General features: G+C 73.5%; 23 protein-coding genes, 3 tRNA genes and 1 pseudogene. 15 read left to right on the top strand and 12 right to left on the bottom strand.

Translation table 11 applies throughout. The features are described from left to right. Positions 1-70 precede the first annotated feature (70 nt). Positions 71-769: a B3/B4 domain-containing protein gene (locus NQU55_RS14145; protein WP_168092957.1), complete on the top strand. Its 699-nt coding sequence runs from the start codon at positions 71-73 to the stop codon at positions 767-769. A gap of 54 nt (positions 770-823) precedes the next feature. On the opposite strand, the gene NQU55_RS14140 is transcribed toward NQU55_RS14145, so the two are convergent. Beyond that, complete coding sequence (locus NQU55_RS14140; RefSeq protein WP_168092958.1) at positions 824-1,459, bottom strand: HhH-GPD-type base excision DNA repair protein; 636 nt, start codon at positions 1,457-1,459, stop codon at positions 824-826. Positions 1,460-1,661: 202 nt separating this feature from the next. Between NQU55_RS14140 and NQU55_RS14135 the strand changes: the two genes are divergently transcribed. The 6 genes from NQU55_RS14135 (at position 1,662) to NQU55_RS14110 (ending at position 6,252) form a co-directional block, all read left to right on the top strand. Further along, positions 1,662-2,474: an alpha/beta fold hydrolase gene (locus tag NQU55_RS14135; RefSeq protein WP_168092959.1), complete on the top strand. Its 813-nt coding sequence runs from the start codon at positions 1,662-1,664 to the stop codon at positions 2,472-2,474. 179 nt (positions 2,475-2,653) lie between these two features. Continuing rightward, complete coding sequence (locus tag NQU55_RS14130) at positions 2,654-2,806, top strand: hypothetical protein (protein WP_168092960.1); 153 nt, start codon at positions 2,654-2,656, stop codon at positions 2,804-2,806. Positions 2,807-2,866: 60 nt separating this feature from the next. Next, complete coding sequence (locus NQU55_RS14125) at positions 2,867-4,612, top strand: asparagine synthase-related protein (protein ID WP_168092961.1); 1,746 nt, start codon at positions 2,867-2,869, stop codon at positions 4,610-4,612. Further along, on the top strand, positions 4,603-4,911 hold the full coding sequence (locus tag NQU55_RS14120; protein WP_168092962.1) for a PqqD family protein: 309 nt from the start codon (positions 4,603-4,605) through the stop codon (positions 4,909-4,911). Before NQU55_RS14125 ends, NQU55_RS14120 begins: the two co-directional genes overlap by 10 nt. Further along, positions 4,908-5,387, top strand: a complete 480-nt coding sequence (locus NQU55_RS14115; RefSeq protein ID WP_168092963.1) for a lasso peptide biosynthesis protein — start codon at positions 4,908-4,910, stop codon at positions 5,385-5,387. Before NQU55_RS14120 ends, NQU55_RS14115 begins: the two co-directional genes overlap by 4 nt. 94 nt (positions 5,388-5,481) lie before the next feature. After that, positions 5,482-6,252 (top strand): alpha/beta hydrolase family protein, encoded by a 771-nt coding sequence (locus NQU55_RS14110; RefSeq protein ID WP_168092964.1) that lies wholly within the window; start codon positions 5,482-5,484, stop codon positions 6,250-6,252. A gap of 84 nt (positions 6,253-6,336) precedes the next feature. On the opposite strand, the gene NQU55_RS14105 is transcribed toward NQU55_RS14110, so the two are convergent. Beyond that, on the bottom strand, positions 6,337-6,729 hold the full coding sequence (locus NQU55_RS14105) for an STAS domain-containing protein (RefSeq protein WP_245700453.1): 393 nt from the start codon (positions 6,727-6,729) through the stop codon (positions 6,337-6,339). A gap of 589 nt (positions 6,730-7,318) precedes the next feature. On the opposite strand from NQU55_RS14105, the gene NQU55_RS14100 reads away from it, so the two are divergent. The 5 genes from NQU55_RS14100 to NQU55_RS14080 all read left to right on the top strand — a co-directional run bounded on the left by NQU55_RS14100 (position 7,319) and on the right by NQU55_RS14080 (position 11,059). Then, positions 7,319-7,483, top strand: a complete 165-nt coding sequence (locus tag NQU55_RS14100; RefSeq protein ID WP_168092965.1) for a hypothetical protein — start codon at positions 7,319-7,321, stop codon at positions 7,481-7,483. Positions 7,484-7,538: 55 nt separating this feature from the next. Then, positions 7,539-7,832: a Dabb family protein gene (locus NQU55_RS14095; RefSeq protein ID WP_058045432.1), complete on the top strand. Its 294-nt coding sequence runs from the start codon at positions 7,539-7,541 to the stop codon at positions 7,830-7,832. A 132-nt stretch (positions 7,833-7,964) separates the two neighbouring features. After that, on the top strand, positions 7,965-9,050 hold the full coding sequence (locus tag NQU55_RS14090) for an RNA polymerase sigma factor SigF (protein ID WP_372504717.1): 1,086 nt from the start codon (positions 7,965-7,967) through the stop codon (positions 9,048-9,050). A 188-nt stretch (positions 9,051-9,238) separates the two neighbouring features. Next, positions 9,239-10,072 carry an RNA polymerase sigma factor SigF gene (locus NQU55_RS14085; RefSeq protein ID WP_058045431.1) on the top strand — a complete coding sequence of 278 codons (834 nt, stop codon included), beginning with the start codon at positions 9,239-9,241 and terminating at the stop codon, positions 10,070-10,072. 180 nt (positions 10,073-10,252) lie between these two features. Then, positions 10,253-11,059, top strand: coding sequence for a hypothetical protein (locus tag NQU55_RS14080; RefSeq protein ID WP_256790623.1), 807 nt, complete (start codon positions 10,253-10,255; stop codon positions 11,057-11,059). Between the two features lie 37 nt (positions 11,060-11,096). Here the strand turns inward: NQU55_RS14080 and NQU55_RS14075 are convergent, their stop codons facing one another. Further along, entirely contained in the window at positions 11,097-11,315 is a 219-nt protein-coding gene (locus NQU55_RS14075) for a hypothetical protein (protein ID WP_168094208.1), read from the bottom strand. A gap of 213 nt (positions 11,316-11,528) precedes the next feature. Between NQU55_RS14075 and NQU55_RS14070 the strand changes: the two genes are divergently transcribed. Together NQU55_RS14070 and NQU55_RS14065 are read left to right on the top strand one after the other, a co-directional pair. Beyond that, positions 11,529-12,005 carry a MarR family winged helix-turn-helix transcriptional regulator gene (locus NQU55_RS14070; RefSeq protein WP_168094209.1) on the top strand — a complete coding sequence of 159 codons (477 nt, stop codon included), beginning with the start codon at positions 11,529-11,531 and terminating at the stop codon, positions 12,003-12,005. Between the two features lie 101 nt (positions 12,006-12,106). Further along, positions 12,107-13,663, top strand: a pseudogene (locus tag NQU55_RS14065) (MDR family MFS transporter); the annotation flags it as partial. Positions 13,664-13,868: 205 nt separating this feature from the next. Here the strand turns inward: NQU55_RS14065 and NQU55_RS14060 are convergent. The 9 genes from NQU55_RS14060 to NQU55_RS14020 all read right to left on the bottom strand — a co-directional run bounded on the left by NQU55_RS14060 (position 13,869) and on the right by NQU55_RS14020 (position 22,938). Then, positions 13,869-14,654 (bottom strand): TetR/AcrR family transcriptional regulator, encoded by a 786-nt coding sequence (locus NQU55_RS14060; protein ID WP_168094211.1) that lies wholly within the window; start codon positions 14,652-14,654, stop codon positions 13,869-13,871. A gap of 388 nt (positions 14,655-15,042) precedes the next feature. Continuing rightward, positions 15,043-16,557: an MFS transporter gene (locus tag NQU55_RS14055; RefSeq protein WP_168094212.1), complete on the bottom strand. Its 1,515-nt coding sequence runs from the start codon at positions 16,555-16,557 to the stop codon at positions 15,043-15,045. 77 nt (positions 16,558-16,634) lie between these two features. After that, positions 16,635-18,605, bottom strand: a complete 1,971-nt coding sequence (locus NQU55_RS14050; RefSeq protein ID WP_168094213.1) for an ArnT family glycosyltransferase — start codon at positions 18,603-18,605, stop codon at positions 16,635-16,637. Then, a complete protein-coding gene (locus tag NQU55_RS14045; protein ID WP_168094214.1) occupies positions 18,602-19,876 on the bottom strand; it encodes a bifunctional glycosyltransferase family 2/GtrA family protein in 1,275 nt (424 codons plus the stop codon). Before NQU55_RS14045 ends, NQU55_RS14050 begins: the two co-directional genes overlap by 4 nt. Before the next feature lie 70 nt (positions 19,877-19,946). After that, positions 19,947-21,566 (bottom strand): sensor histidine kinase, encoded by a 1,620-nt coding sequence (locus NQU55_RS14040; protein WP_168094215.1) that lies wholly within the window; start codon positions 21,564-21,566, stop codon positions 19,947-19,949. Positions 21,567-21,571: 5 nt separating this feature from the next. After that, the gene (locus NQU55_RS14035; protein WP_256790622.1) at positions 21,572-22,333 is read right to left on the bottom strand and encodes a response regulator transcription factor; all 762 of its coding nucleotides are present in this window, start codon (positions 22,331-22,333) and stop codon (positions 21,572-21,574) included. Positions 22,334-22,482: 149 nt separating this feature from the next. Continuing rightward, positions 22,483-22,556 (bottom strand) — tRNA-Met (locus NQU55_RS14030). Positions 22,557-22,582: 26 nt separating this feature from the next. Then, positions 22,583-22,655 (bottom strand) — tRNA-Arg (locus tag NQU55_RS14025). A gap of 192 nt (positions 22,656-22,847) precedes the next feature. After that, a tRNA-Ser gene (locus tag NQU55_RS14020) sits at positions 22,848-22,938 on the bottom strand. Between the two features lie 227 nt (positions 22,939-23,165). Here NQU55_RS14020 and NQU55_RS14015 point away from each other — a divergent pair. Continuing rightward, positions 23,166-23,645: an SSI family serine proteinase inhibitor gene (locus NQU55_RS14015; RefSeq protein WP_168094180.1), complete on the top strand. Its 480-nt coding sequence runs from the start codon at positions 23,166-23,168 to the stop codon at positions 23,643-23,645. Positions 23,646-23,696 lie beyond the last annotated feature (51 nt).

The following is a 23,696-nucleotide window of genomic DNA, read 5'->3' as shown; positions in this document are numbered from 1 at the left end:
TCCCGGGATCCGGTCGTTTGATGCTACCGTCCATTTCAATCAAACGACTGCAGGAGGGTGGGCACCGTCCATGTCCCCGGACCCGGATCTCGAAGCGGCGGCCGCGAGCGTGCACGTGGAGGAGGCCGTCCGCGCGCTGCGGCCCGACTTCGCCGTGCTGGTGATCGCGGCGGACGGGCTGCCCGCCGGCCCCAGCGACCCCTGGTCGCGCCGGCAACTCGCCGACGCCGCAGCGACCGCCGAGGGCCTCGACGTCACCGCCGAGCCCCGCATCGCCGCCTGGCGCTCGGCCTACAGCGCCTTCGGCGCCAAGCCAAGCCGTACGCGCAACAGCGCCGAGGCCCTGATCCGCCGCGCCCCCGCGGGCCTGCCCGAGGTCAACCTCCTGGTCGACGTCTACAACGCCGTGTCCGTCGCGCACCGCCTCCCGGTCGGCGGCGAGGACCTGTCCGCGTACGCCGGGGCGCCGCGCCTGGTGCGGGCCACCGGCGACGAGCCGTTCGACACGGTCGCCGGCGGCGCGCCGGCCGTCGAGCACCCCGAGCCCGGCGAGGTGGTCTGGCGCGACGACCTCGGCGTCACCTGCCGCCGCTGGAACCACCGCCAGTGCGTCCGCACCCGCATCACCGAGAAGTCCACGAGCGCCCTGTTCCTGCTGGAGCGGCTCGACCCCATGCCGCTCGACGCGCTGCACGCCGCCGCCGGCGACCTCCTCGCCCGGCTGCGCGAGCGCGCGCCGGACCTGCGCGCGGTCTCCCGCCTGGTCTGAGCGCGGCGGTCCGGCCGGAGGCCCGGCCGGGAGGCGGGTGGGCGGCGGACGGGGTCAGCCCTGGGTCTGCCGCGGAGTCCGCCTGGCGGGCCGGACGGTCGCCTTCTTGGCCGCCCCCTCCTTGGCGGCGCGCTTCATCTCCTGCTTGTGCTCGCGCACCTTGGCCAGCGACTCGGGCCCGGTGATGTCCGCGACCGACCGGTAGGAGCCCTCCTCGCCGTAGGCGCCGGCCGCCTCGCGCCAGCCCTCCGGCGCGACCCCGAGCTGCTTGCCCAGCAGCGCGAGGAAGATGCGGGCCTTCTGCTCGCCGTAGCCGGGCAGCTCCTTGAGCCGCCGGAAGAGCTCCTCCCCGGTCGCGACGCCCTCCCAGACCGCGCTCGCCTCGCCGCCGTAGTGCTCGACCAGGTACTGGCACAGCTGCTGGACGCGCTTGGCCATCGCCCCCGGGTAGCGGTGCACGGCCGGCTTCTCCGACAGCAGCGCCGCGAACGCCTCGGGGTCGTAGGCGGCGATCTCGTACGCGTCGAGGTCGTCGCGGCCCATCCGCTGCGCGATGGCGTACGGCCCGGCGAACGCCCACTCCATGGGGATCTGCTGGTCCAGCAGCATCCCCGTCAGCGCGGCGAGCGGGCTGCGGCCGAGCAGGGCGTCGGCCTCGGGCTGCTGGGCGAGGTGAAGGGTCTTGTCCATGCCTCGATGATCGCCCCGCGGCGCCCGCGCGGGAGGGAGCCGGAGGCCCGGGGGTGTCACCCGTTCCCGCCCCGGCGTGCGAACGGGTGAACGAAGGAGAGGCGGTCTTGCGGACGGTGCGCCGCGGCGGCTGTCATGGACGGACTGCGGCCGGACCCACCGGGGTGCCCGAGCGGCACGTCCGAGCGAGGGAGGCCGGCGCATGGCGCGAGTCCGGGTGCGCGGCGCGGAGCTCTTCCACGAGGTCGCGGGCGAGGGCGAGCCGCTGGTGCTCGTCCACGGCGGGCTGACCGACCACTACACCTGGCGGGCGGTCGTCCCGGCCCTCGCGCAGTCCTTCCGCGTCCTCGTCTACGACCGGCGCGGGCACAGCGCCAGCACCCGCGGCGCCGGCCGCTGCACCCGCAGGGAGCACGAGGACGACCTCGCCGCGCTGCTGCAGACGCTCGGCCTCGCCCCGGCCCACGTCGTCGGCAACTCCTTCGGCGCGTCGACCGCCCTGGGCCTGGCCGTCCGCCGCCCCGACCTCCTGCGCACCGTCATCGCCCACGAACCCCCGCTGCTGGGCGTCATCCGCGGCGACGACCCCGCCCACGTGCTGATGCGGGCCGCGCAGAACGGCATCGACGCGGCGGTGGCCCTGATCCTCGCCGGGGAGGCGGGCGAGGGCGTGCGCCGCTTCACGGAGGAGGTCGCCCTCGGCCCGGGCTCCTGGGAGGCCCTGCCCGACCGGGTGCGCGCGACCCTCGTCGCCAACAGCCGCGCGTTCGCGGCCGAGCAGTCCGACCCGGGCTGGGCGAGCCTCGACCTCACCCGGCTGTCCGCCTGCGCCGGGCCGGCGCTGCTGACGTACGGCACGGAGAGCCCGGCGTGGCTGCCGCCGGTCACGGTCGAGCTGTCGCGGACGATGCGGAGGGCGGAGCTGAGGGGTCTGCAAGGCGCAGGCCACATTCCGCATGTGTCGCACCCGGAGGCGTTCGCGGCGATGGTGCGGAGATTCATCGAGGCGGCATGACGCGGCGTGACCGCCGTCCGGGCGCGCGCCCCGGTACCTGAGCGTTTGCGCGCCGCGCGCCCCTGCGCCCGCTCCGGGGCGCCGCTCCAGCGCGTCAGCACCCTCTGTGCGGAAGCGGCAGGAGTGCCCGACCGTGGAGGGGGACGGACACAGTGCCCTGCGGAAAGAGGGGGACCGCGATGGAGAGCACGCACGCCACCGACCGGCCGGCGCCGGACGATCCGCCCGCGGCCAAACGCCCCTACGTGGAGCCGCGGATCGACGAGCTCGGCACGGTCGAACAGCTGACCGCCCACGGCGGGTTCCCCCAGCCGTCCGAACCCCTTCTCTGAGCAGCGCGCGTCGTCGGAAGGCCGTGCCGGACGGCCGTCGGAAGGCCCGGAAGGGAAGTCATGGAGCCCGTCCCTGTACCCGTCGGTGACTACCTGGGCTGCTACGGACGCGTCCCGTTCGGCGACGGCCCGTCCCGCATCTCGTACGTGACTACTCCCTTCGGGCAGCGCCCGTCCTGGTCCGACCCCGGGCGCCACCTCGTCCAGTGGGCGGCGCCGGGGACGCCCCGGGTCCCGTTCCCCTCCGAGCGGGAGAGGCTCCTGCTGACCGGCGTCGTCCGCGGCCCGGTCACGCCCTCGTGGGTCGGGCGGCTCGTGTCCGCCCTCAAGGAGGGCCGCCACGCGGAACTGGCCCGTATGCCCGGCACCATGGCCGGGGCGCTGGTCACCGACCACCGGGTGTTCCTCTTCCGCAGCGCCGCGGGCGAGGAGGGCCTGCACTACCGGTGCTCCGGGGACCTGCTGCGGTTCTCCACCGACCCGACCGACCTGCTCGACGGCCCCGGGGAGTTCGACCCGGAGGCCGTCCGGCGCTCCTGCCGCGGCGAGGCGGTCTTCGTCTACCCCGGCGTCACCCCCGTCCCGCCCGGCCGGATCGTCACCGTCGAGCGCGGGGCGGTGACCACGGCCGAGTACGACCCGGTGACCCCGCTGGAGCTGCCCGCGCGCACCACGATGGCGGAGTACGCCGAGACCGCCTGGGACCTGCTGCTGGAATCCGTACGGCCGTACGCCGGCCGCGGCCGGACCGGCATCCTGCTCAGCGGCGGCCTGGACTCGGCGGCCGTGCTCGCGGCCCTGGCGGCGGCCGGCGCCGACGTCGTCGCCTACCACCGGGCCACCCGGGACCCCCTCGCGGACGAGTCCGGGTACGCCCGGGCGGTCTGCGAGCACCTGGGGGTGCCGTTCGTGCCGGTCGTGACGGACCACGGCGCCGGATACCTCGACGAGCGGTGGGAGTTCCCCCACCCGTACAACCACACGGCCTACCGGTGGCTCGAACAGACCGCCGAGCGCGTCGCCCGGGACGGGATCACCTTCCTCGCCTGGGGCCGCGAGGGCGACCGGATCTTCGGCCCGGCGCGCTACGGGCTGCACGGCGTGCTCACCGGCGACCTGCCCGCGCGCGAGAAGGCCGTCCTGTGCCGGGGGCTGCTCACCTCGCGCTGGGAGCTCCCCCGCATCCTGCGCAGCGCCTCGCCCGGCTCCTCCCTGCTCGACGACGGCCCGCCCGGGCGCGGCGGCGGGCGACCCGCGGACTTCCTCACCCCGTCCGCCGCCGACCGGGACGGCGCTCCCGCCGCGAGCGCCCTGCCCGAGTACCCCGGCCTCACACCGCAGGAGCACTGCGCGAACCTGACCCTGTGGAGACCGCGCGGCATCCAGCTGTACAACCCCCTGGGCAGCAAGGACCTGCGGCGGCTCTCCGCCCGCATGCCGGACGCCTACCGGCTCCTGCCGCACCAGGGGCGGCTGATCACCAAGCCGGTGCTCCGGCTGATGCTCTCCAGCCGCTTCCCCGCGGGCGTCTGGCGGCGGCACGGCCGGCTGTGGCCCGGCTCCCCGCACAAGGACTACGTCCTCGGCCACCGCCACGTCCTCGCCGCCCTCATCGGCGGGCCGCAGGCGCACCTCGTCCGCACGGGCATCGTCGACCCGCTCCGGCTCGCGCACGTCCTGGCCGAGCCGGCCCGGCTGCGCCTGAACGCGGACACCCTGCTCAGCACCGCCATGACCGAGCTGTTCCTGCGCAGCGACGCGCGGCGCACGCCCGCGAACCGGAGGGGATTCACCCGATGCCTCTGATCGGCCTGGCCGAGCACGCCGTCTTCGACGACACCGACGACGCCGGCCTCATCCTCGACACCCGCCGCGGTGTCTGCCTGTCCCTCAACTCCACGGCCACCTACATGCTGCGCACCGCCCTTGCGTGCGACTCCGTGCCCGCGGCCGTCGCCCGGCTGCGCGAGGACTTCGACGCGGACGACGCGACGCTCGCCGCCGGGCTGGCCGGCCTCGCCGACCGGCTGGGCGAGCGGTCCCTGCTGCTCGGGGACGACGGGCGCCCGCCGCGCAGGCGCCGCCTGCGGAGGGCGGAGCGGTGACCGCGGACTGGGAGTTCTTCCTGGACGGCCCCCGGGAGGGCCCGCCCCCGCCGGCCGTCCCGCTCCGCCTGCGGGCCGTCGCCGTCGCCCGCACGGCCCGGGCGCTGTGGCTGTACCGGCGGCGCGGCTGGCGCGGGGCGTACCCGTACCTGTGCCGGGCCCGGCCCGCCCGGGGCTCGGCCGCCCTGTCCGGCCTGTCCCCCGGCACGGCGGTGCGGCTGGCCCGCCGGGAGATCCTCGGCGCCCAGCTGGTGCTCCGCGCCATGCTGCCCAACGGTCCCTGCCTGCCGAGGTCGTTGGCCCTGACCACCTATCTGTGCGCGCTCGGCCTGCCGGCCTGCATGACGGTGGCCCGGAGCCGCGCCACGCCCTCCCCGTCCCAGGCCTTCCACTCGTGGGCCGAGCTCCACGACACGGTCCTGACCGACAACCCGGACGTCCGGCTGGGCTACACGGTGCTGCAACGGGTCCCGTGACGAAGTCCCTTGCCGTGGTGAAAGAGTGACAGGAGAGGCCAGGACGGCGAACGAACCGACGGCGGACGACGGACGACGACAGGAGCGCACCAGCATGAGCGTGGAGACCGGCGTGACACGGACCCCCGCCCGCACCGCGACCGGCAAGGCCGTGGACGTCTACGGGCGGCCCGGTGCCGCCGGCGCGCCCGCCGTCCTGCTCTGGCACGGCATGGGGCCGGACGAGCGGGAGATCGTGCGGCCCGTCGCGGAGGCGGCGGCCGCTCAGGGGGTCGTGGTCCTCGCCGCGGACTGGCGCTCCGACGCCGCCGACCGCGGCATGGCGCACCTGCTGGACTCCCTGGCGTTCGTACGGGAGCGGGCGGCGGAGTTCGGCGGCGACCCGGGCCGGGTCGTGGTCGCGGGGTGGTCGGCCGGCGCGGGGGCGGCGGTGGCCACCGCGCTGCGGCCGGACCTGTTCGACGGGTGGCGGCCGGCCGCCGTCGTGGGTCTGGCCGGCCGCTACGACGTGCCCGCCCGCACCACCGGCTCGGTCCCCCTGAAGGACCTCGCGGACTTCACGGGCCTCACGGGCATCGCGGGGCTCACGGCCGGGACCGCGCCCGCGCCGGTGCCGGTGCGGCTCGTGCACGGCACGGTGGACGACCAGGTGGACATCCGCTCCTCGTGGGAGTTCGCCGCCGCGCTCCAGGGGCACGGGTGGCCGGTGCGGCTCGACGAGCCGCGGACGGACCACGCCGGCGTCCTCGGAAGCGAGTTCGACCCGGCACTGGGCCGCCTCCGCCCGAGCACGGCCGAACACGCCCTGGAGGGCGGCCGGATCACGGCCCGCGCCCTGGTGGAGGCGGCGGGGGCCACGGCCTGACGGCGCCGCCGGCCGGGCCGGCGCCCAAGCTCGGGATCGGGCTCGGGCGCTGGCGCGGACTCGGGCTCGGACTCGGGCTCGGGCTCAGGCGACGCTGCCGTCCTGCGGACCCGCCTCCTCCGTCCGTACGGAGGGAAACGCGTCCACGATGGTGAAGGCGCTCTCCACTCCGGCCACGCGCATCACCCGCGACACGCGCGCCACGCCCCGCACGACCCGTAGCCGCCCGCCGCGACAGAGCATCCGGTGCCGGGCTCTGAGCAGCAGCCGGAGTCCGCTCGCGTCCAGGAACGTCACCCGGCGAAGGTCGATCACGATGTCGGCGCGGCCCCGCTCGGTCAGCGCGTCCATGCGCGGCCCGAGCTCCTGTTCCGCCAAGATGTCCATCTCACCGTGCAGTTCAATGATGATCGCGCCGCACGCCACGCGCTCCCGCATGGCGAAGGCGGGCTCGTCCGCGCCCATGTCGCCCCTCACCGACCTCCCTCGGCCCCTCACCTCCGGCACCGGCGATCCGCCGGCTGCCGGATACCTTTCTGGTGCCCCCGCAGTACGTGAATCTCACCTTTGTCGCAAAGCTGTGATCGCGCCTCCGGATCGGCCCGCGCCGGAGCGCGCGCGGGCGCGGAACGCACGAGGCCCCGGCTCCGGACCCGGGCGCTCTACGGGTCCGGGGCCGGGGCTCCGGAAAAGCAGGTCGGGGGAAGCGGCATCGGGGGGACAGCCGCTTCCCCCGTCGGGGTCACGGCCTCCAAGTCCGGGCCGCAGTCGGGGGGAAGCTCGCGGCCCTGACCCCGCAGTGAGGCCATGTCCCTGGCCCTCCGGATTCCTGCCAGATCCGGTACGGGCTCCCCCTATCCTGCGCCCCGGCGCACCGGCCCCCTTACGGCGAAGGACCCTGCTTGGCGGGCCTTTGGTCCTTAAAGGTGGTGTGAGGACGGCGGCGCGCACGCGGCGCGCGGAAGGGGAAACCACGGGTTCGGTCACATGTACGGATAGACTCCGCCACCGTAGGAGGCGATCACGGGGGACGCGGTCGCAGGGATCACCGGGGGAGGAGTGCCTCGTGGCGCAAGCGAAGAAGATCGCGCTCTGGGCTGCCGTCATTTTCGTGTCGTACACGATCATCCACTCCCCCAAGCGGTCGGCGGAGCTCGTCCAGATAGGGTTCGAGGGCATCTCGGACGCCGCCAAGAGCGTCGGCGAGTTTATGACCCAACTGATCAGCTGACGGGCCGCGCCGCCGAGCCGGAGCGGTCCGGTCCGCCCGGCGTGGAGGCAGTGCCGTGATTCGTCACCTCGTCCTGTTCAAGCTCAACGAGGGCGTCCGGCGCGACGACCCGCGCGTCGTCGCCGGGGTACAGGCGTTCGAGGCGCTCGGCGACGCCGTCCCGGAGGTGCGCTTCTGGGAGTGCGCCTGGAACATCTCGGACCGGCCGATCGCCTACGACTTCGCCATCAACTCGGCCGTCGACGACGCCGAGGCGCTGCAGCGCTACCTGGACCACCCCGCGCATCAGGCGGGTGTCGCGCAGTGGCGTGAATTCGCCACTTGGGTGATCGCCGACTACCCCTTCTGAGCGCCCGCTGCGCACGGCCCCTCGCCACCTGGGCGAGGGGCCGTTTTTATGGTCAACACGATGTTATGGGGTTCTTGCACACAGTGCACATGTCTTGTGATGCTATGACCGCTTTTGCCGGATGAGTTGACCATGAAGGGTGGCAGAACCGTGTCGGCCCGAACCGTCCCCGAAGCCCCCCTCCAGGAAGCCCCTCCCCAGCGCGACCAGCCGCCCGCGGGTGCCACCGCGCGCCCCCTCGGACCCGACGCCGACCCCGGCGGCCCCGAGCTCCTCGACGACCCCGGCCGGGGCAGCGGTCCGGGCGCCGGCCCGGCCGGCCCCGCCAGCACCGCCGTGAAAACCGCCGCGACGAAGGCTGCCGCGCCCCCCGCCGCGGGCACCACGGGGGACGCCGGAACCGACACCGACCCCGACACCGACACCGACGACGCCGGCACCGATCACCCGAGGAGCCGCGGCGCCGACGCCAGGGCCCTCACGCAGGTGCTCTTCAAGGAATTCGTCACCCTGGAGACCGGCACGCCCGAGCACGCACGCGTGCGGGCCGCGCTCATCGAGGCGAACCTCCCCCTCGTCCGCTACGCCGCCGCCCGCTTCCGCAGCCGCAACGAGCCGATGGAGGACGTGATCCAGGTCGGCACGATCGGCCTGATCAACGCCATCGACCGGTTCGACCCGGACCGCGGCGTGCAGTTCCCGACCTTCGCGATGCCCACCGTGGTCGGCGAGATCAAGCGCTACTTCCGCGACAACGTGCGCACCGTGCACGTCCCGCGCCGGCTGCACGAGCTGTGGGTGCAGGTCAACGGCGCCAGCGAGGACCTCACCGTGCTGCACGGCCGCACGCCCACCACCGCCGAGATCGCCGAGCGGCTGCGCATCCCCGAGGACGAGGTGCTGGCCTGCATCGAGGCCGGTCGCTCGTACCACGCCACCTCACTGGAGGCCGCGCAGGAGGGCGACGGGCTGCCCGGGCTGCTGGACCGGCTGGGCTACGAGGACCCGGCACTCGCCGGGGTCGAACACCGTGACCTCGTGCGCCACCTGCTCGTGCAGCTGCCGGAGCGCGAGCAGCGCATTCTGCTGCTGCGCTATTACAGCAATCTGACGCAGTCCCAGATCAGTGCGGAGCTGGGCGTCTCCCAGATGCACGTATCCCGGCTGCTCTCGCGGAGCTTCGCGCGGCTGCGTTCCGCAAATCGGATCGAAGCCTAACCCTCACGAGTGACCCCCTCCTCATACGAGGCAGCAGATATGTCGACTTGACGCTACAGCGTGTTGCCGACATGTGACATTCTGCAGGAACTGCGTTTGCCACAGCGCGGCCTCCGGTATTCAGGTGGGGGCCAACCCCTCGTGCGAGGGGCACCGCTGTGACCCGTCCGCGACCTCAAGGGGGTGGCATGTCCGTAGACCTGGGCAGCGCGAAGGTGCTCGCCACCGACGCACCGCACGCCGTGCTCGACGACTGCGAATCCATCGACACCCGCACCCTCTCCCGTTCCCTCTTCCTGCGCCTGGCCGCCCTCGACCGGGACAGCGCGGAGCGCGCCTACGTCCGCGACACCCTGATCGAGCTCAACCTCCCCCTCGTGCGCTACGCGGCCGCCCGCTTCCGCAGCCGCAACGAGCCCATGGAGGACATCGTCCAGGTCGGCACGATCGGCCTGATCAAGGCGATCGACCGGTTCGACTGCGAACGGGGCGTGGAGTTCCCCACCTTCGCGATGCCCACGGTCGTGGGCGAGATCAAGCGGTTCTTCCGGGACACGAGTTGGTCGGTGCGCGTGCCGCGCCGGCTGCAGGAGCTGCGCCTCGCCCTCACCAAGGCCAGCGACGAGCTCGCACAGAAGCTCGACCGCTCGCCGACGGTGCCCGAACTGGCCCTGTGCCTGGGCGTCTCCGAGGACGACGTCGTCGACGGCCTGGCCGTCGGCAATGCCTATACCGCGAGCTCCCTCGACTCCCCCTCCCCGGAGGACGACGGCGGCGAGGGCTCCCTCGCGGACCGGCTCGGCTACGAGGACAGCGCGCTGGAGGGCGTCGAGTACCGCGAGTCCCTCAAACCCCTCCTGGCCAAACTGCCCCCCAGGGAACGGCAGATCATCATGCTGCGCTTCTTCGCCAATATGACGCAGTCGCAGATCGGCGAAGAGGTCGGCATCTCACAGATGCACGTCTCCCGCCTCCTGACCAGGACGCTTTCACAGCTCCGCGAGGGTCTCATCGCCGACTAGACGCACCACCACGGGGGATCTCACGGGGGAACATCCACCATTCGGCGAGTCGCACGGGGGATCGCCGGCCCGCACCATCCATCTCCGCGCCACCCATCTCCGCGCCACCCACTTCTGCGCCGCCTACTTCTGCGCCACCCGCCTCTGTACTCCTGACTGACCGTCAGACACACTGGGCCGATGCGTCGGAAGACGATCGTCTCCGCATCCGCCACAGCCGCGGCGGCCGCGCTCACCCTGGGAACCGTTCTCGCAGGTTGCGGCGGCACCGACCGCGACGCCTACGTCGCCTCCGAGGCGGCAGGCCCCGGCTCGTCCTCCCACCCGGTGGGCGGCGCCGTTCCGCCCGACGAGGGCGTCGAGTTCCACTCCCTGCCCGCAGCGCCGCCTTCCGGCCGCTCGCCGGGCCACTCACCGGGCCCTCCGGCTCCGGGTTCTTCCCGACCGCCAGGCCCTTCGTCCCCGCAGTCACCGCAGTCACCACCATCACTGCAGTCGCCGCTGCCTCCGTCCGGCAGGAGCGGCAGTCCGCAGGGCGCCGGACACGGCACCGATCCCCGTACGGGCGCCGGGGGCCGTTCGCGCACCGGGAGCCCCGCATCGCCGGCGAAACCGTCGCCGCCGTCGCCCCCTTCACCGTCCTCACGCCCCGGGCAGCCGTCGCACACTCCCGAGGCCGCCCGGCTGGAGACCGGCGAGCCGCGCCGGTCCGCGGACGACGAGGGGCGGCGCTGGTGCGAGAAGGTCACCGTGCCGCTCGCCAACTCCGGTGGCAGCCCCGTCACCACGGGCACCGTCACCTTCGGCAGCCACGTGATCGACCTGCTCGGCCTGGACTGGTCCACGATCACCTCGGCGCAGCCGCTGCCGGTGCCGATCGAGGCGGGCGCGGCGGCCGAGGGGGCGTGGACGGTGTGCGTCGACGCCTGGCGCGTGCCGTGGGGCATGCACGTCGAGACGCGCGACGTGAAGGTGGAGTGGGGTTAGGCCGGGAGGCCGCCCGGGCCCGGACCCCGGCCCGGGCTCAGCCGAGCGCGAGCCACACCACGGCCGCGACGACCGCGATGCCCGCGATCACGCCGGCGATCAGGCCGACGCGGGGGCCGGACGACCGGGCGGGGGCGGGTGCCGCCGCGCGCCTGCCCGAGGGGCCGCCCTGGCCCTCGTCGACGAAGGCGCGGAACATCTGGGTGCTGCCCGCCGGGTCGTAGCCCTCGGGGTTCTGCTGATGGGGGTTGGCCATAGGCCAGGACCCTAGCGAAGGAGGGGCGGATGGCGCGCAGCGCCCCGCTCTACTGAGGCGCTCCGTCCGTTTCCGCTCCGACCTGCGGCTTTACACCCCTCTAGAAATCCTTGGCCCTACCTTTACCCACGGAAACCCCATTTCACTTGCCTGTAGCAACCAACTCCTGGTTACATCGTTGCCCTAAGCAACTGTAGGTGGGGAGGGCGGCGCGTGGCCGAGCAGGAGCAGTACGAAGAGCTCGCCCGGCAGCTCAGCGCCGTCGCCGCCGCCCGGCGCGACCTCGCCCGCGTGCTCCCGGCGGACTGCTCGCCGGCCTCGGCCGTCGTGCTGATGACGCTGCGGCAGTACGGCGAGATGCGCATGGGCAAACTCGCCGAACTGCTGCTGATCGACATGTCGGTGACCAGCCGGCACGTCGCCTACGCGGAGGCCCGGGGCTGGCTCGAACGGCACCCGGACCCCGCCGACCGGCGGTCCCGGCTGCTGCGCATCAGCCCCGGCGGCGAGGCCCTGCTCCGGCAGGTCTCCGGGCGCTACACCCAGGCGCTCGCGACCTGCCTGCAGGACTGGTCGTCGGAGGACGTCGGCCGGCTCATCGAGCTGCTCGGACGCTTCCGCGAGAGCTTCGACGGCTGCCGGACCCCGCGCACCGCGTGGACCGGCACCGCAGACCCGCAAGACCCATAGGACTCACACACGCACCGCAAAGGAACTTCATGGCTTCGACCGCACCGGCCGGTGTGGGGGGCGGCCACGCCAAGCACGGCGGCCAGGACGCCGGCGCCCCCATGACTCACCGGCAGATCATGGAGGCGCTGTCCGGGCTGCTGCTCGGCATGTTCGTCGCCATCCTGTCCTCGACGATCGTCTCCAACGCACTGCCCGAGATCATCTCCGATCTGCACGGCAGCCAGTCCTCCTACACCTGGGTCGTCACGGCCTCGCTCCTGGCGATGACCGCGTCCACCCCGCTGTGGGGCAAGCTCTCCGACCTGTTCAGCAAGAAGCTGCTGGTCCAGATAGCCCTGATCGTCTACGTCGCGGGCTCGGTCGTGGCCGGCCTCTCGCAGAACACCGGCACGCTCATCGCCTGCCGCGCCATCCAGGGCATCGGCGTCGGCGGTCTGTCCGCGCTGGCGCAGATCATCATGGCGGCGATGATCTCCCCGCGCGAGCGCGGCCGTTACAGCGGCTACCTCGGTGCGACCTTCGCCGTCGCGACGGTCGGCGGCCCGCTGCTCGGCGGCGTCATCACCGACACCGACTGGCTCGGCTGGCGCTGGTGCTTCTACGTCGGCGTGCCCTTCGCCGTGATCGCGCTGATCGTGCTGCAGAAGACGCTGAAGCTGCCCGTGGTGAAGCGGGACGTGAAGGTCGACTGGCTCGGCGCGTTCTTCATCAGCGCCTCGGTGACGCTGCTGCTGGTGTGGGTGACCCTCGCGGGCAAGAACTACGACTGGATCTCGTGGCAGACGTACGCCATGGTCGGCGGCTCGGTCGTGCTCGGTGCGATCTTCGTCTACGTCGAGTCCAAGGCGTCCGAACCGATCATCCCGCTGCGGCTGTTCCGCAACAAGACGATCACTCTGTCGTCGGCGGCGAGCCTCTTCGTCGGTGTCGCGATGTTCAGCGGCACGGTCTTCTTCTCGCAGTACTTCCAGCTGGCGCGCGGCAAGTCGCCGACGATGTCCGGCGTGATGACGATCCCGATGATCGCCGGCCTGTTCCTGTCGTCGACGATCTCCGGGCAGATCATCACCAAGACCGGCCGCTGGAAGGCCTGGCTGGTCAGCGGTGGCGTGCTGCTCACCGCGGGCCTCGGGCTGCTCGGCACCATGCGCTACGACACGCCGTACTGGCACCTGGCCGTCTACATGGCCCTCGTCGGCCTCGGCATGGGCATGATGATGCAGAACCTGGTGCTCTGCACGCAGAACCAGGTCGCCCCCAAGGACCTCGGCGCCGCCAGCTCCGTCGTCACCTTCTTCCGCTCCCTCGGCGGTGCGGTCGGCGTCTCCGCGCTCGGCGCGGTGCTCGGCAACCGGGTGACGGACTACGTCAAGGACGGCATCGCCGCGCTCGGCCCGCAGGCCGCGGCCGCCGCGGCGAAGAGCGGCGGCTCCGGCGGCGGCATCCCCAAGCTGGACGCGATGCCCGCGCCGCTGCGGACGGTCGTCGAGAGCGCCTACGGGCACGGGGTGGGCGACGTGTTCCTCTACGCCGCGCCGTGCGCGCTGCTGGCCTTCGTCCTGACCCTGTTCATCAAGGAGGTCGCCCTGCAGGGACGGCCCGGGGCGCCGGCGGCCGGTGCCGCCCCCGCCGTGGGACAGGACGCGGAACCCGCCCGGCAGGGCGGCTGACAGACCCCGTCGGCCGGGGCGCGGAATCGAGCGGAGACGCGCCCCCGGCGGACGGAGAACCGGGACCGGAACGGCATGAAGGTCCCGGAGACGGGCCCCGGGTGGTGGCGCGCGCACAGGCAGGGGACGGCCTGCGCGCCACCGGCCGGGGCCTTCGGTCATCCGGGAGCCGGTCAGGCGTCGGAGCCGGTCAGGCGTCGGGGCCGCGGTCCCGCATGACCTCGATGCCGGCGATCACCGTGTCGAGGGCGTACGCGAAGTCGCGCTGCCGCATCTCCGCGACGCTCCCCGCCTTCTCCCAGGTCTCGGTGACCTCGGCGGCCTCCTGGTAGGTCTCCGCCCACTCGGGTTTCGCGGTGACCACGTTCATGACGTCCCGGAAGTACTCGTCCTCGGTGACGCCGGCCGCCCGGCAGCGCTCCTTGTACAGGCCCTCGACCGTGCAGAAGCCGTAGACGAACTGGAAGAGGGCGGCGAGCGCGCCGGTGACGCGCTCCTGGGGGATGCCGCTGCGGGCCATCACGACGAGGGTGGAGTTCGAGAACGCCATGGAGTGGGGGCCGAGGTTGAGGTACCGGCCGACCAGGTGGGAGACCCACGGGTGGTCGGCGAGGCACCTGCGGTAGGCCTCGGCCATGCTCCGGAGCTGGTCGCGCCAGTCGGCGCCCTCGTCGGACGGGTCCGGGAGCGGCACCTCGGCCCAGATCTCGTCGAGGGCGTACTCGAGGAGGTCGTCCTTGTTGTCGACGTACCAGTAGACCGACATCGCGGTCACGCCCAGCTCGGCGGCGAGGCGCCGCATGGAGAACTTCTCCAGGCCCTCGGCGTCGAGCAGACGGATCGTCGTGGCGACGATCCGCCGCCGGTCGAGGCCCGCGCCCTGGTCGTCCCCGCGCCGCGGGGCGGGATCGGGCTTCCCGGCCAGCCACACACTGGCCCGCGGCCCGCTCGCCGCGCCCTTACCGCCGCCCGCCATCCTGCGCCTCCCTCTCATTTCCCATCCGCAACAAATGCTAGGCCCTGCCCCACCCCCACCGGGGGCCCCGGAACCCATGCCTCCGCGCCATCCGACGGGCCACGAGGCCCGAGGGCCCGATGGGCCACCCGGCCCATCACCCCCCGCCGCAACGGCGAGCCACCCCACACCACCCACTCGGCGGTGCCGGACCCACCTCAGGCCCGGACGGCACCGCCGAAACCCACCGCGACAACAACTGAGCACCGCCGCGGCGGAAGCAAGGGGCCGACCCCCGCCCGCAACGCCCACCCACCCGGCGGTGCCGGACCCGCCCCGGGCCGGTGCGGCAGCGCCGGAAGCACCGCGGCGGAAGGCGGGCCCAAGCCCGCCCCCCGCCAGGGAACCGTTACTGCGGTGACTCCGACCGCTCCGCCCTGCGCAGCAGGAGCGCTGCGATCAGGCCGCCCGCCAGGACCGCCGCCGCACCGACCAGCTGGCTGGTGTGCACGCCCGTGGCGAACGCGTCGGCGATCGCCGCGCGGTCCCCGTCCGTGCGGGCGTCGGCCAGCGCGGCCGGAAGGGAGCCCGCCCCCGCGGCCACCGCGGGGACCAGGGCCGCGAAGCGCGAGTTCAGCACCGCGCCGAGCACGGCCACGCCGAGCCCGTTGCCGCACTCCTGCAGCGTGCCGTTGAGGCCGGCGCCGACGCCCGCCTTCTCCGGCGGGATCGCGGACATGATCGCCGTGGCCATGGCCGGCATGGCCAGCGCGATGCCGGTGCCCATCAGTACGAGCCCGAGGAACATCCCGCCGTACCCGTCCGCACCGAGGACCGCGATCGCCGCGAGCCCCGCCGCCAGCAGCCCCATGCCGCCGGCGATCGAGACCGGCGTGCCGACCTTCGGCAGGAGGCGCGCCCCGACGCCCGTCAGGTTGAGGACGATGATGACCAGCGCCAGCGGCGACATCCGCAGCCCGGTCTGCAGCGGGTCGTAGCCGAGCACGAGCTGCAGGTGCTGCGTGAGCAGGAAGAAGGACCCGCCCATGCCGAAGGCGACGAGGATGGAGCCGGATACCGCGCCCACGAACCGCCGGTTGCGGAAGAACTGCATGTCGAGCATCGGGTACGGAGCCCGCCGCTCCCACAGGGCGAACGCCGCCAGCACCACCACGCCCACGGCGCCCGAGACGAGCACCCGCGCGGACGTCCACCCGTGCCCGGGCCCGGAGATGATCGCGAAGGTCACGCCGGTCATGCCGATCGTGGACAGCAGCGCACCGAGCACGTCGGGCCGCTCACCGGCCGGGTTCTTGGACTCCGGCACCCACTTGAGGGCGGCCAGCAGGCCGAGCACCGCCACCGGCAGGTTGATCAGGAAGATCGAGCCCCACCAGAAGTGGTTGAGGAGCGCCCCGCCGATCAGCGGCCCGGCGGCGAAGCCGAGCGAGCTGACCGCGCCCCACAGCCCGATCGCCTTGGTGCGCTCCTCGTCGTCGAAGACCTGGACGATCACGGCGAGCGTGGTGGTCATCAGCAGCGCTCCGCCGATGCCCATGCCGGCGCGGGCGGCGATCAGCTGCCCGGTGGTCTCCGACAGGCCCGCCGCGAGCGAGCCGATGCCGAAGAGGGCGAGCCCGGCGGCGAGCAGCTTCTTGCGTCCGTAGCGGTCGGCGGCGCTGCCCGCGGTGAGCAGCAGTCCGGCCTGGACCAGCGAATAGGCGTTGATCATCCACTGGATGTCGGACGTCGCGGCGCCCATCTCCTCCGTGAGGGAGGGGATGGCGACCGTGAGGACCGTGTTGTCGAGCAGGACCGTGAGCTGGGCGAGGCAGATCACGGCGAGCACCACCCACCGGGTGGGGTTGCGCTCCGGCCGCGGCGATGCGGTGGAGCTCGGTGATTCCGTGGTCGGCGCTGACATGCGCGATCCCCCCTGTACAGCGTATGACTGGCTTGCGTCGTACACTGTACAAGACTTCTTCTACGGCGTACAAGGCTTTATTTCCGCACCGGCTTCGTCAGGTCGTAGAGCGTCGCTCCGCCCACCGACACCTTGGTGAAACGCGCCTCCACCCAGGCCGTGATCTCCGCGGAGACGGAGCTCCCCCGCGCGCCTCCGCCGGGCCCGCCCCGCCGCTCCGCGCCGCCGGAGGCGATGAAGTAGTGCACCTTCCCGGCCGCCACGTATGCCTGGAACTGCCGCAGCGTCGGCGACGGATCGCTCCCGTTGAAACCGCCGACGGCCATCACCGGCACCTGCGTGGCGAGCTGGTAGGCGGCCGCGTTCTGCGAGCCGACGGCGGCGGCCGCCCAGGTGTACGACGCGGCGTCCTTCTTCACCGCGGCGGCCGCGGCGGCCCCCACGCGCTGCCCACCGAGCAGACCCCCCACAGCTCCGCCGCCGGGCCCGCGGCCCCCTCCCGGGGCCTTACCGCCCGGACCGGGCAGCGCACCCCCCGGCCCCGCGAACCGTTCGCCGCCCCGCCCGGTCGCCCGCACGCCGCCGCCACCGAACCGCCCCGCACCCTCCACCGCCGGCCCGGCCGTCACGATCGACCCGCCGTGCGGCGTGCGCACGGTGTTCAGGGTGTACGTGAGCGGCGCCGCCAGCGCACTGCCGGTGGACAGGGCCACAGCCACCACCACGACCCCTCTCCCCCGCTGCCGCTCCCGCTCCCGCCGTACGAGCCGCAGCGCGCACCCCGCCGCGACACCGCCCAGCAGCACGGCCCACTTCAGCCACGGCAGCCACTGCGGGGTGCGGCCGAGGAGGACGTACGCCCAGGCCGCCGTCCCCGCCACCACCGCGGCCAGCGATGCGAACGCCCGGCGCTGCCACAGCAGTACGACGCCGGCGCCGGCAAGCGCCGCCGCGTACGGCGCCAGGGCGACGTTGTAGTACTGGTGGAAGATCCCGGACATGAAGCTGAAGACCGCGAAGGTCATCAGCAGCGACCCGCCCCACGCCAGGAACACCGCCCGGCGGATGTCCGTCCTCCCGGCGCGCCGGGTCAGGAACAGCCCCGCCAGCAGCAGCGCGAACGCCGCGGGCAGCAGCCAGGCGATCTGGCCGCCCATGTCCGTCCCGAACAGCCGCAGGATGCCGGTCTCGCCCCAGCGCCCGCCGCCGCCGGGCCCGCCGCCCCCGCCCACGCTCCCGGTCTCGTTGCCGTTGAGGCGGCCGAGTCCGTTGTAGCCGAAGGTGAGTTCGAGGAAGCTGTTGTGCTGCGAGCCGCCGATGTACGGGCGCGAGCCCGCGGGCCACAGCTCCACCACGGCGACCCACCAGCCGCCGGAGACGACGGTCACCAGCCCCGCGAGCAGCAGCTGCCCCGCCCGCCGCAGCGGCCGCACCGGCGCGCACACCGCGTACAGCAGGGCGAGCGGCGGCAGGATCAGCCACGCCTGCAGCGTCTTGGTGAGGAAACCGAGCCCGAAGCAGAGCCCCGCCAGGAGCAGCCACCCCGTCCGCCCGGCCTCCAGCGCCCGCAGGACGCACGCCACGGCGCACACCATCAGCAGGCACAGCAGCGCGTCGGGGTTGTCGAAGCGGAACATCAGCGCGGCGACGGGCGTCAGCGCGAACGCCGCACCCGCCAGCAGGCCGGCCGCCTCCCCGGAGTACCGCCGCACGGAGGCGTACAGCGCCCCCACCGCGGCCACGCCCATCAGCGCCTCGGGCACCAGGATCGCCCACGGACCGAGCCCGAAGAGCCGTACGGACAGGCCCATCGGCCAGAGCGCGGCCGGCGGCTTGTCGACGGTGATCGCCCCGGCGGCGTCGGACGCGCCGAAGAAGAACGCCTTCCAGCTCGCGCCGCCCGCCTGCGCGGCGGCGGCGTAGAACTGGTTGGCGTAGCCGGACGCGCCCAGGTCCCAGAGGTAGAGCGCGCCGGTGACGGCGAGCAGCGCCGCGAGCCGCAGCTTCGCGGCCTTCGTCATCGCGGCCGGGGTGGTCGTCGTGGTCATCGTTCGTTCCTTGTCGCAGAAGCCGCCGGGAACACCCACGCCCGCAGCAGCAGGAACCGCAGCACCGTCGCCGCGAGGTTGGCCGTGACGAGCACGGCGAGTTCGGCGCCGTGGGAGGGGCCGGGAGAGGCTCCTCGGGCCGGGGAGCCGCCCGCCGCGTGCAGCGCGACGAGCGAACCGCTGGTCAGGACCAGGCCGATGGCGAAGACGACCAGGCCCTGCGCCTGGTGACGCACCGCGCCGTCCCGCCCGCGCACCCCGAAGGCCAGCCGCCGGTTGGCCGCGGTGTTGGCGAGCGCCGACAGCAGCAGCGCGGCCGCGTTCGCCGCCTGCGGGCCGGTGGCCTGGCGCAGCAGCGAGTACAGCGCCAGGTGGAAGGCGGTGCTGAGGACGCCCACCGCGCAGAAGCCCAGCAGCTGCCGGGCCGGCCCCCGCGGCACGCCCGGCACCGCCCGGTCGCGCGGATCGTCGCCGAAGGGACGGCGCAGCCGGTCCAGCGGCAGCGCCCCCGTGGCGAGGGCGCGCCCCACGCGCCACACGCCGCGCAGGTCGTCGGCCGCCGTGCGGACGATCCGCACGGAGCTGTCCGGGTCGTCGACCCAGTCCACCGGCACCTCGTGGATCCGCAGGCCCGCCCGCTCGGCCAGCACCAGCAGCTCGGTGTCGAAGAACCACCCCGTGTCCTCGACGAGCGGCAGCAGCCTCTCGGCGACGTCCTTGCGGACCGCCTTGAACCCGCACTGCGCGTCGGAGAACCGCGCCGCGAGCCCCGTCCGCAACAGGACGTTGTAGGCACGGGAGATGAACTCCCGCCGGGGCCCGCGCACCACGCGCGAACCGCCCGCGAGCCGGGTCCCCACGGCGAGGTCGGAGTGGCCGGAGATCAGCGGGGCGACGAGCGGCAGTACGGCGTTGAGGCCGGTGGACAGGTCGACGTCCATATAGGCGAGCACGGGCGCCTCGGACAGCGACCAGACCGTGTGCAGCGCCCGCCCCCGCCCCTTCTCCTCCAGCCGGACGGCGGTCACCTCGTCGAAGGCCTCGTCCAGGGCAGCGGAGACCTCGGGCGTGCGGTCGGTGCTCGCGTTGTCCGCGACGGTGATCCGGAAGCCGTACGGAAAGGTCGCCGTGAGGTGCGCGTGCAGCCGGCGCACGCACGCCTCCAGGTCGTCCTCCTCGTTGTGGACGGGGGTCACGACGTCGAGCACGGTGCCTCGACCGCGCACCAGAAGGGGCGCGCGAGCGGGAAGAGGCGGGCTGTCGGCAGTCATGAGCCGACCCTGCCGGGGGCGCCTGTCGCGAGGGTGTGGACAGCCTGTGGCGGCCCTGTGAGTCGGGGGACTAATCCCCCGCCGCGACGGCGCTCAGCCCGGACGGTGCAGCTGGGGGCACCCCCAGTGGTAGCTGGGGGAGGTGCCGCACCGGCAGTTCCACCGTGAAAACGGTCCGCCCGGGCACACTCGTCACCCCCACCCGTCCCCCGTGCGCCGCGACGACCGCCCGCACGATCGCAAGCCCCAGCCCCGAACCACCCGAACCACCCGCCCCGTTCCGCGTCCGCGACGCGTCCCCCCGCGCGAACCGCTCGAAGACGTGCGGCAGCAACTCCGCCGGGATGCCCGGCCCGTCGTCCTCCACCTCGACCTCCACGAGCCCGCCGCCCGAGGAACCGTGCGGCGAACCACCGGAGGCGACCCGTACGCGAGCGGTCACGGTCGTCCCCGCCGGCGTGTGCGTACGGGCGTTGGCCAGCAGGTTGACGAGGACCTGGTGCAGACGGGCCGCGTCGCCCCGTACCGCCACCGGCTCGGCCGGCAGGTCGAGGCGCCAGGCGTGGCCCGGCCCGGCCGCCCGCGCGTCGCTCACGGCGTCGACCACGAGCGGAGAGAGGTCGAGGTCCGCGAGCGCCTGCGGGCGGCCGGCGTCCAGGCGGGCGAGGAGCAGCAGGTCCTCGACGAGCCCGGTCATCCGGTGCGCCTCGGACTCGATGCGGCCGAGCGCGTGCCGGGTGACCGGTCCGATCTCTTCGCGGCCTTCACCGGCGCCCCCGCCGGGCGCGGCCCGGCGGATGAGTTCGGCGTAGCCGCGGATGGAGGCGAGCGGCGTCCGCAGCTCATGGCTCGCGTCGGCGACGAACTGCCGGACCCTGGTCTCGCTCTCCTGGCGCGCCGTCAGCGCCGAACCCACGTGCCCCAGCATACGGTTGAGCGCCGCACCGACCTGACCGACCTCGGTCCGCGGGTCGGCCTCGGCCTCGGGCACGCGCTCGTGCAGGGCCACTTCGCCCCGGTGCAGGGGGAGTTCGGAGACGCGCGTGGCCGTCGCGGCGACCCGCCGCAGCGGCCCCAGCGCGATCCGCACCGTGGCCGCGGCGGCGATCCCGGCGGCGACGAGCCCGGCCGCGGTCACGCACACCTCCACCACGACGAGGGTGCCGAGGGTCTCCTGAACGGCGGCGGCGGGGATGCCGACCAGGTACGTCGTGCCGTCGAAGGCGGTGACGGACTGGGCGCGGTACTGTCCGCGCCCGGGCAGTGCGACGTCGTGCGGCCTGCCGTCGCGGGGAAGCGCCGCGAGGGCCTCGCTCTGGTCGGAGGTCAGCGGTTCGCGCACGGGCTCGCCACCCCGCGTGGTGCGGGCGGGCGTGCTGACGGCCGAGTCGGCGACGCGGCCGTCGGGCGCGGTGAGCGCGCCGACGGTGCCGATGGGCTGGCCGCCGCCCTGCACGAAGCCCAGCGGGCCGCCCCGGCGGGCCTGGAGCTCCGGCGGGTGGGGCGCCGCGGCCCGCCGCGCCGCTTCGCCGAGCTGGGTGTCGAGCTGCCCGTACAGGTAGCTGCGCAGCACGATGGCCGTGACCGTGCCGATCACCGCGCAGACGACGGCGACCAGCACGACGGTGGACAGCACGAGGCGCGTCCGCAGCGGACGCGGGCGCCCGAGGAGCGGGCGAGAGGGGCACAGACGGCTCACGCCGGCGTGGCCGGCTTGATGAGGTAGCCGGCGCCGCGCCGCGTGTGGATCATCGGCGGGCGCCCGGCGTCGATCTTCCGCCGCAGGTAGGAGATGTAGAGCTCCACGACGTTGGCCTGGCCGCCGAAGTCGTACGACCAGACCCGGTCGAGGATCTGCGGCTTGCTCAGCACGCGCCGCGGGTTGCGCATGAGGAAGCGCAGCAGCTCGAACTCGGTGGCGGTGAGGTGGATGTCCGTGCCGCCACGGGAGACCTCGTGGCTGTCCTCGTCGAGGACCAGGTCGCCCACGGTGAGGACGGAGCCGGGGCGCGGCGCGACGGCGCGGGCCCGGCGCAGCAGCCCGCGCAGCCGGGCGACGACCTCCTCCAGGCTGAAGGGCTTGGTGACGTAGTCGTCGCCGCCGGCGGTGAGGCCGGCGATGCGGTCCTCGACGGCGTCCTTGGCGGTGAGGAAGAGCACCGGCACCTCGGCGCGTTCGCGGCGCAGCCGCCCCAGGACGGTCAGCCCGTCCGCGTCGGGCAGCATCACGTCGAGGACGACGGCGTCCGGCCGGAAGTCCCGCGCGACGCGCACGGCCTCGGCGCCGCCGACCGCGGTGCGCACGTCCCAGCCCTCGTAGCGCAGGGCGAGCCGGAGCAGCTCGGCCAGCGAGGCCTCGTCGTCCACGACGAGGACCCTGATGGGGCCGCCGTCGTCCCGCACGAGCGGGGCGGGTGCGGCAGGGGCTGCTGGGGTGAGGGAGGGGTCGGCCGTCATGGGACGAGGGTGCGAGCGGCGCGTGAGAGGCGTCTTTCGGCTCTCTGTGATTCTCCTGAGAATCGCGCGCTCTTCCGCCCCGAACGGGACGGGAGGGCTCCGGATACGCCGAAGGCCCGGTACCTGAGGTACCGGGCCTTCGGTCTTAGTAGCGGGGACAGGATTTGAACCTGCGACCTCTGGGTTATGAGCCCAGCGAGCTACCGAGCTGCTCCACCCCGCGACGAACGGGAGGAAGACTCCCGTCAGTGCGCTCGGCAGGATTCGAACCTGCAACCTCTTGATCCGTAGTCAAGTGCTCTATCCGTTAAGCTACGAGCGCTCGGCTTCCCGGCGTTTTCTTGTCGGTCGGCGTTGCGTGGACAACATTACATGAACTCCGCCGCCACGCGAAATCCATTCCCCGCACCGGCTCCGGCCTGCGAAAACACCCTCCGGACAAGATCAGCCGACAGGCTCCCGGCAACGCAAAAGCCCCGGCCGTCCCAAGGACGACCGGGGCTTCCGGTGACTGCGGAGGCGGAGGGATTTGAACCCTCGATGGGATTTAAGTCCCAAACCGCATTAGCAGTGCGGCGCCATAGACCGGACTAGGCGACGCCTCCAGCCCACCCACGCAGGCGCGAGTGGTGCGATGCAGATGATGGCACAACCTGGCGGCCGCTCACCAATCGCACCCCTACGGTACCGGGCTTTCACCAGGCAGGGCAAAGACGTTTTCCCGAGCGCAACGCGTTGCCGCCCGGCGCGTTAGACGGGTGAAGGGATCGGCCGGGCCCTGCACGCCCCCCGTTTCCGCCTCGCCTGCCCCCTCCGGACCCTGGAGTCCCGCATGCTGCTCCGTCGCCTCGCCCTCGCCGCCGCCGCGCTCGCTCCGGCGGCGCTGCTCTCCCTCCCGTCCGCCTCGGCCGCCGGGCTCCCCATGCCCCCGGCCAACCCCGAGAGCAACGACCACCTCACGGTGACCGTCAGCGACACCGGGAAGTTCGGCACCGGCATCGCGGGCGTGCGGACCTACGACCTGTACTGCCACCCGTCCGGGGGCACGCACCCGCGCGTCAGAGAGGCGTGCGGCCAGATCGACGGGCAGACGACCTGGGGCAAGGATCCCTTCGCCCCCGTCCCCAAGGACTCGGTGTGCACGATGATCTACGGCGGACCGCAGCGCGCCACGGTCACCGGCCGGTGGGCCGGCCGCCCCGTGAAGGCCGAGTTCACGCGGAAGAACGGGTGCGAGATCGACCGCTGGGACCGTTTCTCCAGCCTGCTCGGCACGCCCGCGGGTACCCCCCACGTCCACCACAAGGGCTGACACGTAAGACATGTCGGGCCTGCGGCAGGACGCCCCACGGCGCCCGTCCGG

It is taken from the genome of Streptomyces telluris (assembly GCF_024519335.1).
GTDB classification, from domain to species: domain Bacteria; phylum Actinomycetota; class Actinomycetes; order Streptomycetales; family Streptomycetaceae; genus Streptomyces; species Streptomyces telluris.
Note: the sequence above shows the minus strand (reverse complement) of the source record. Positions and strands in the feature narration are given on the sequence as shown.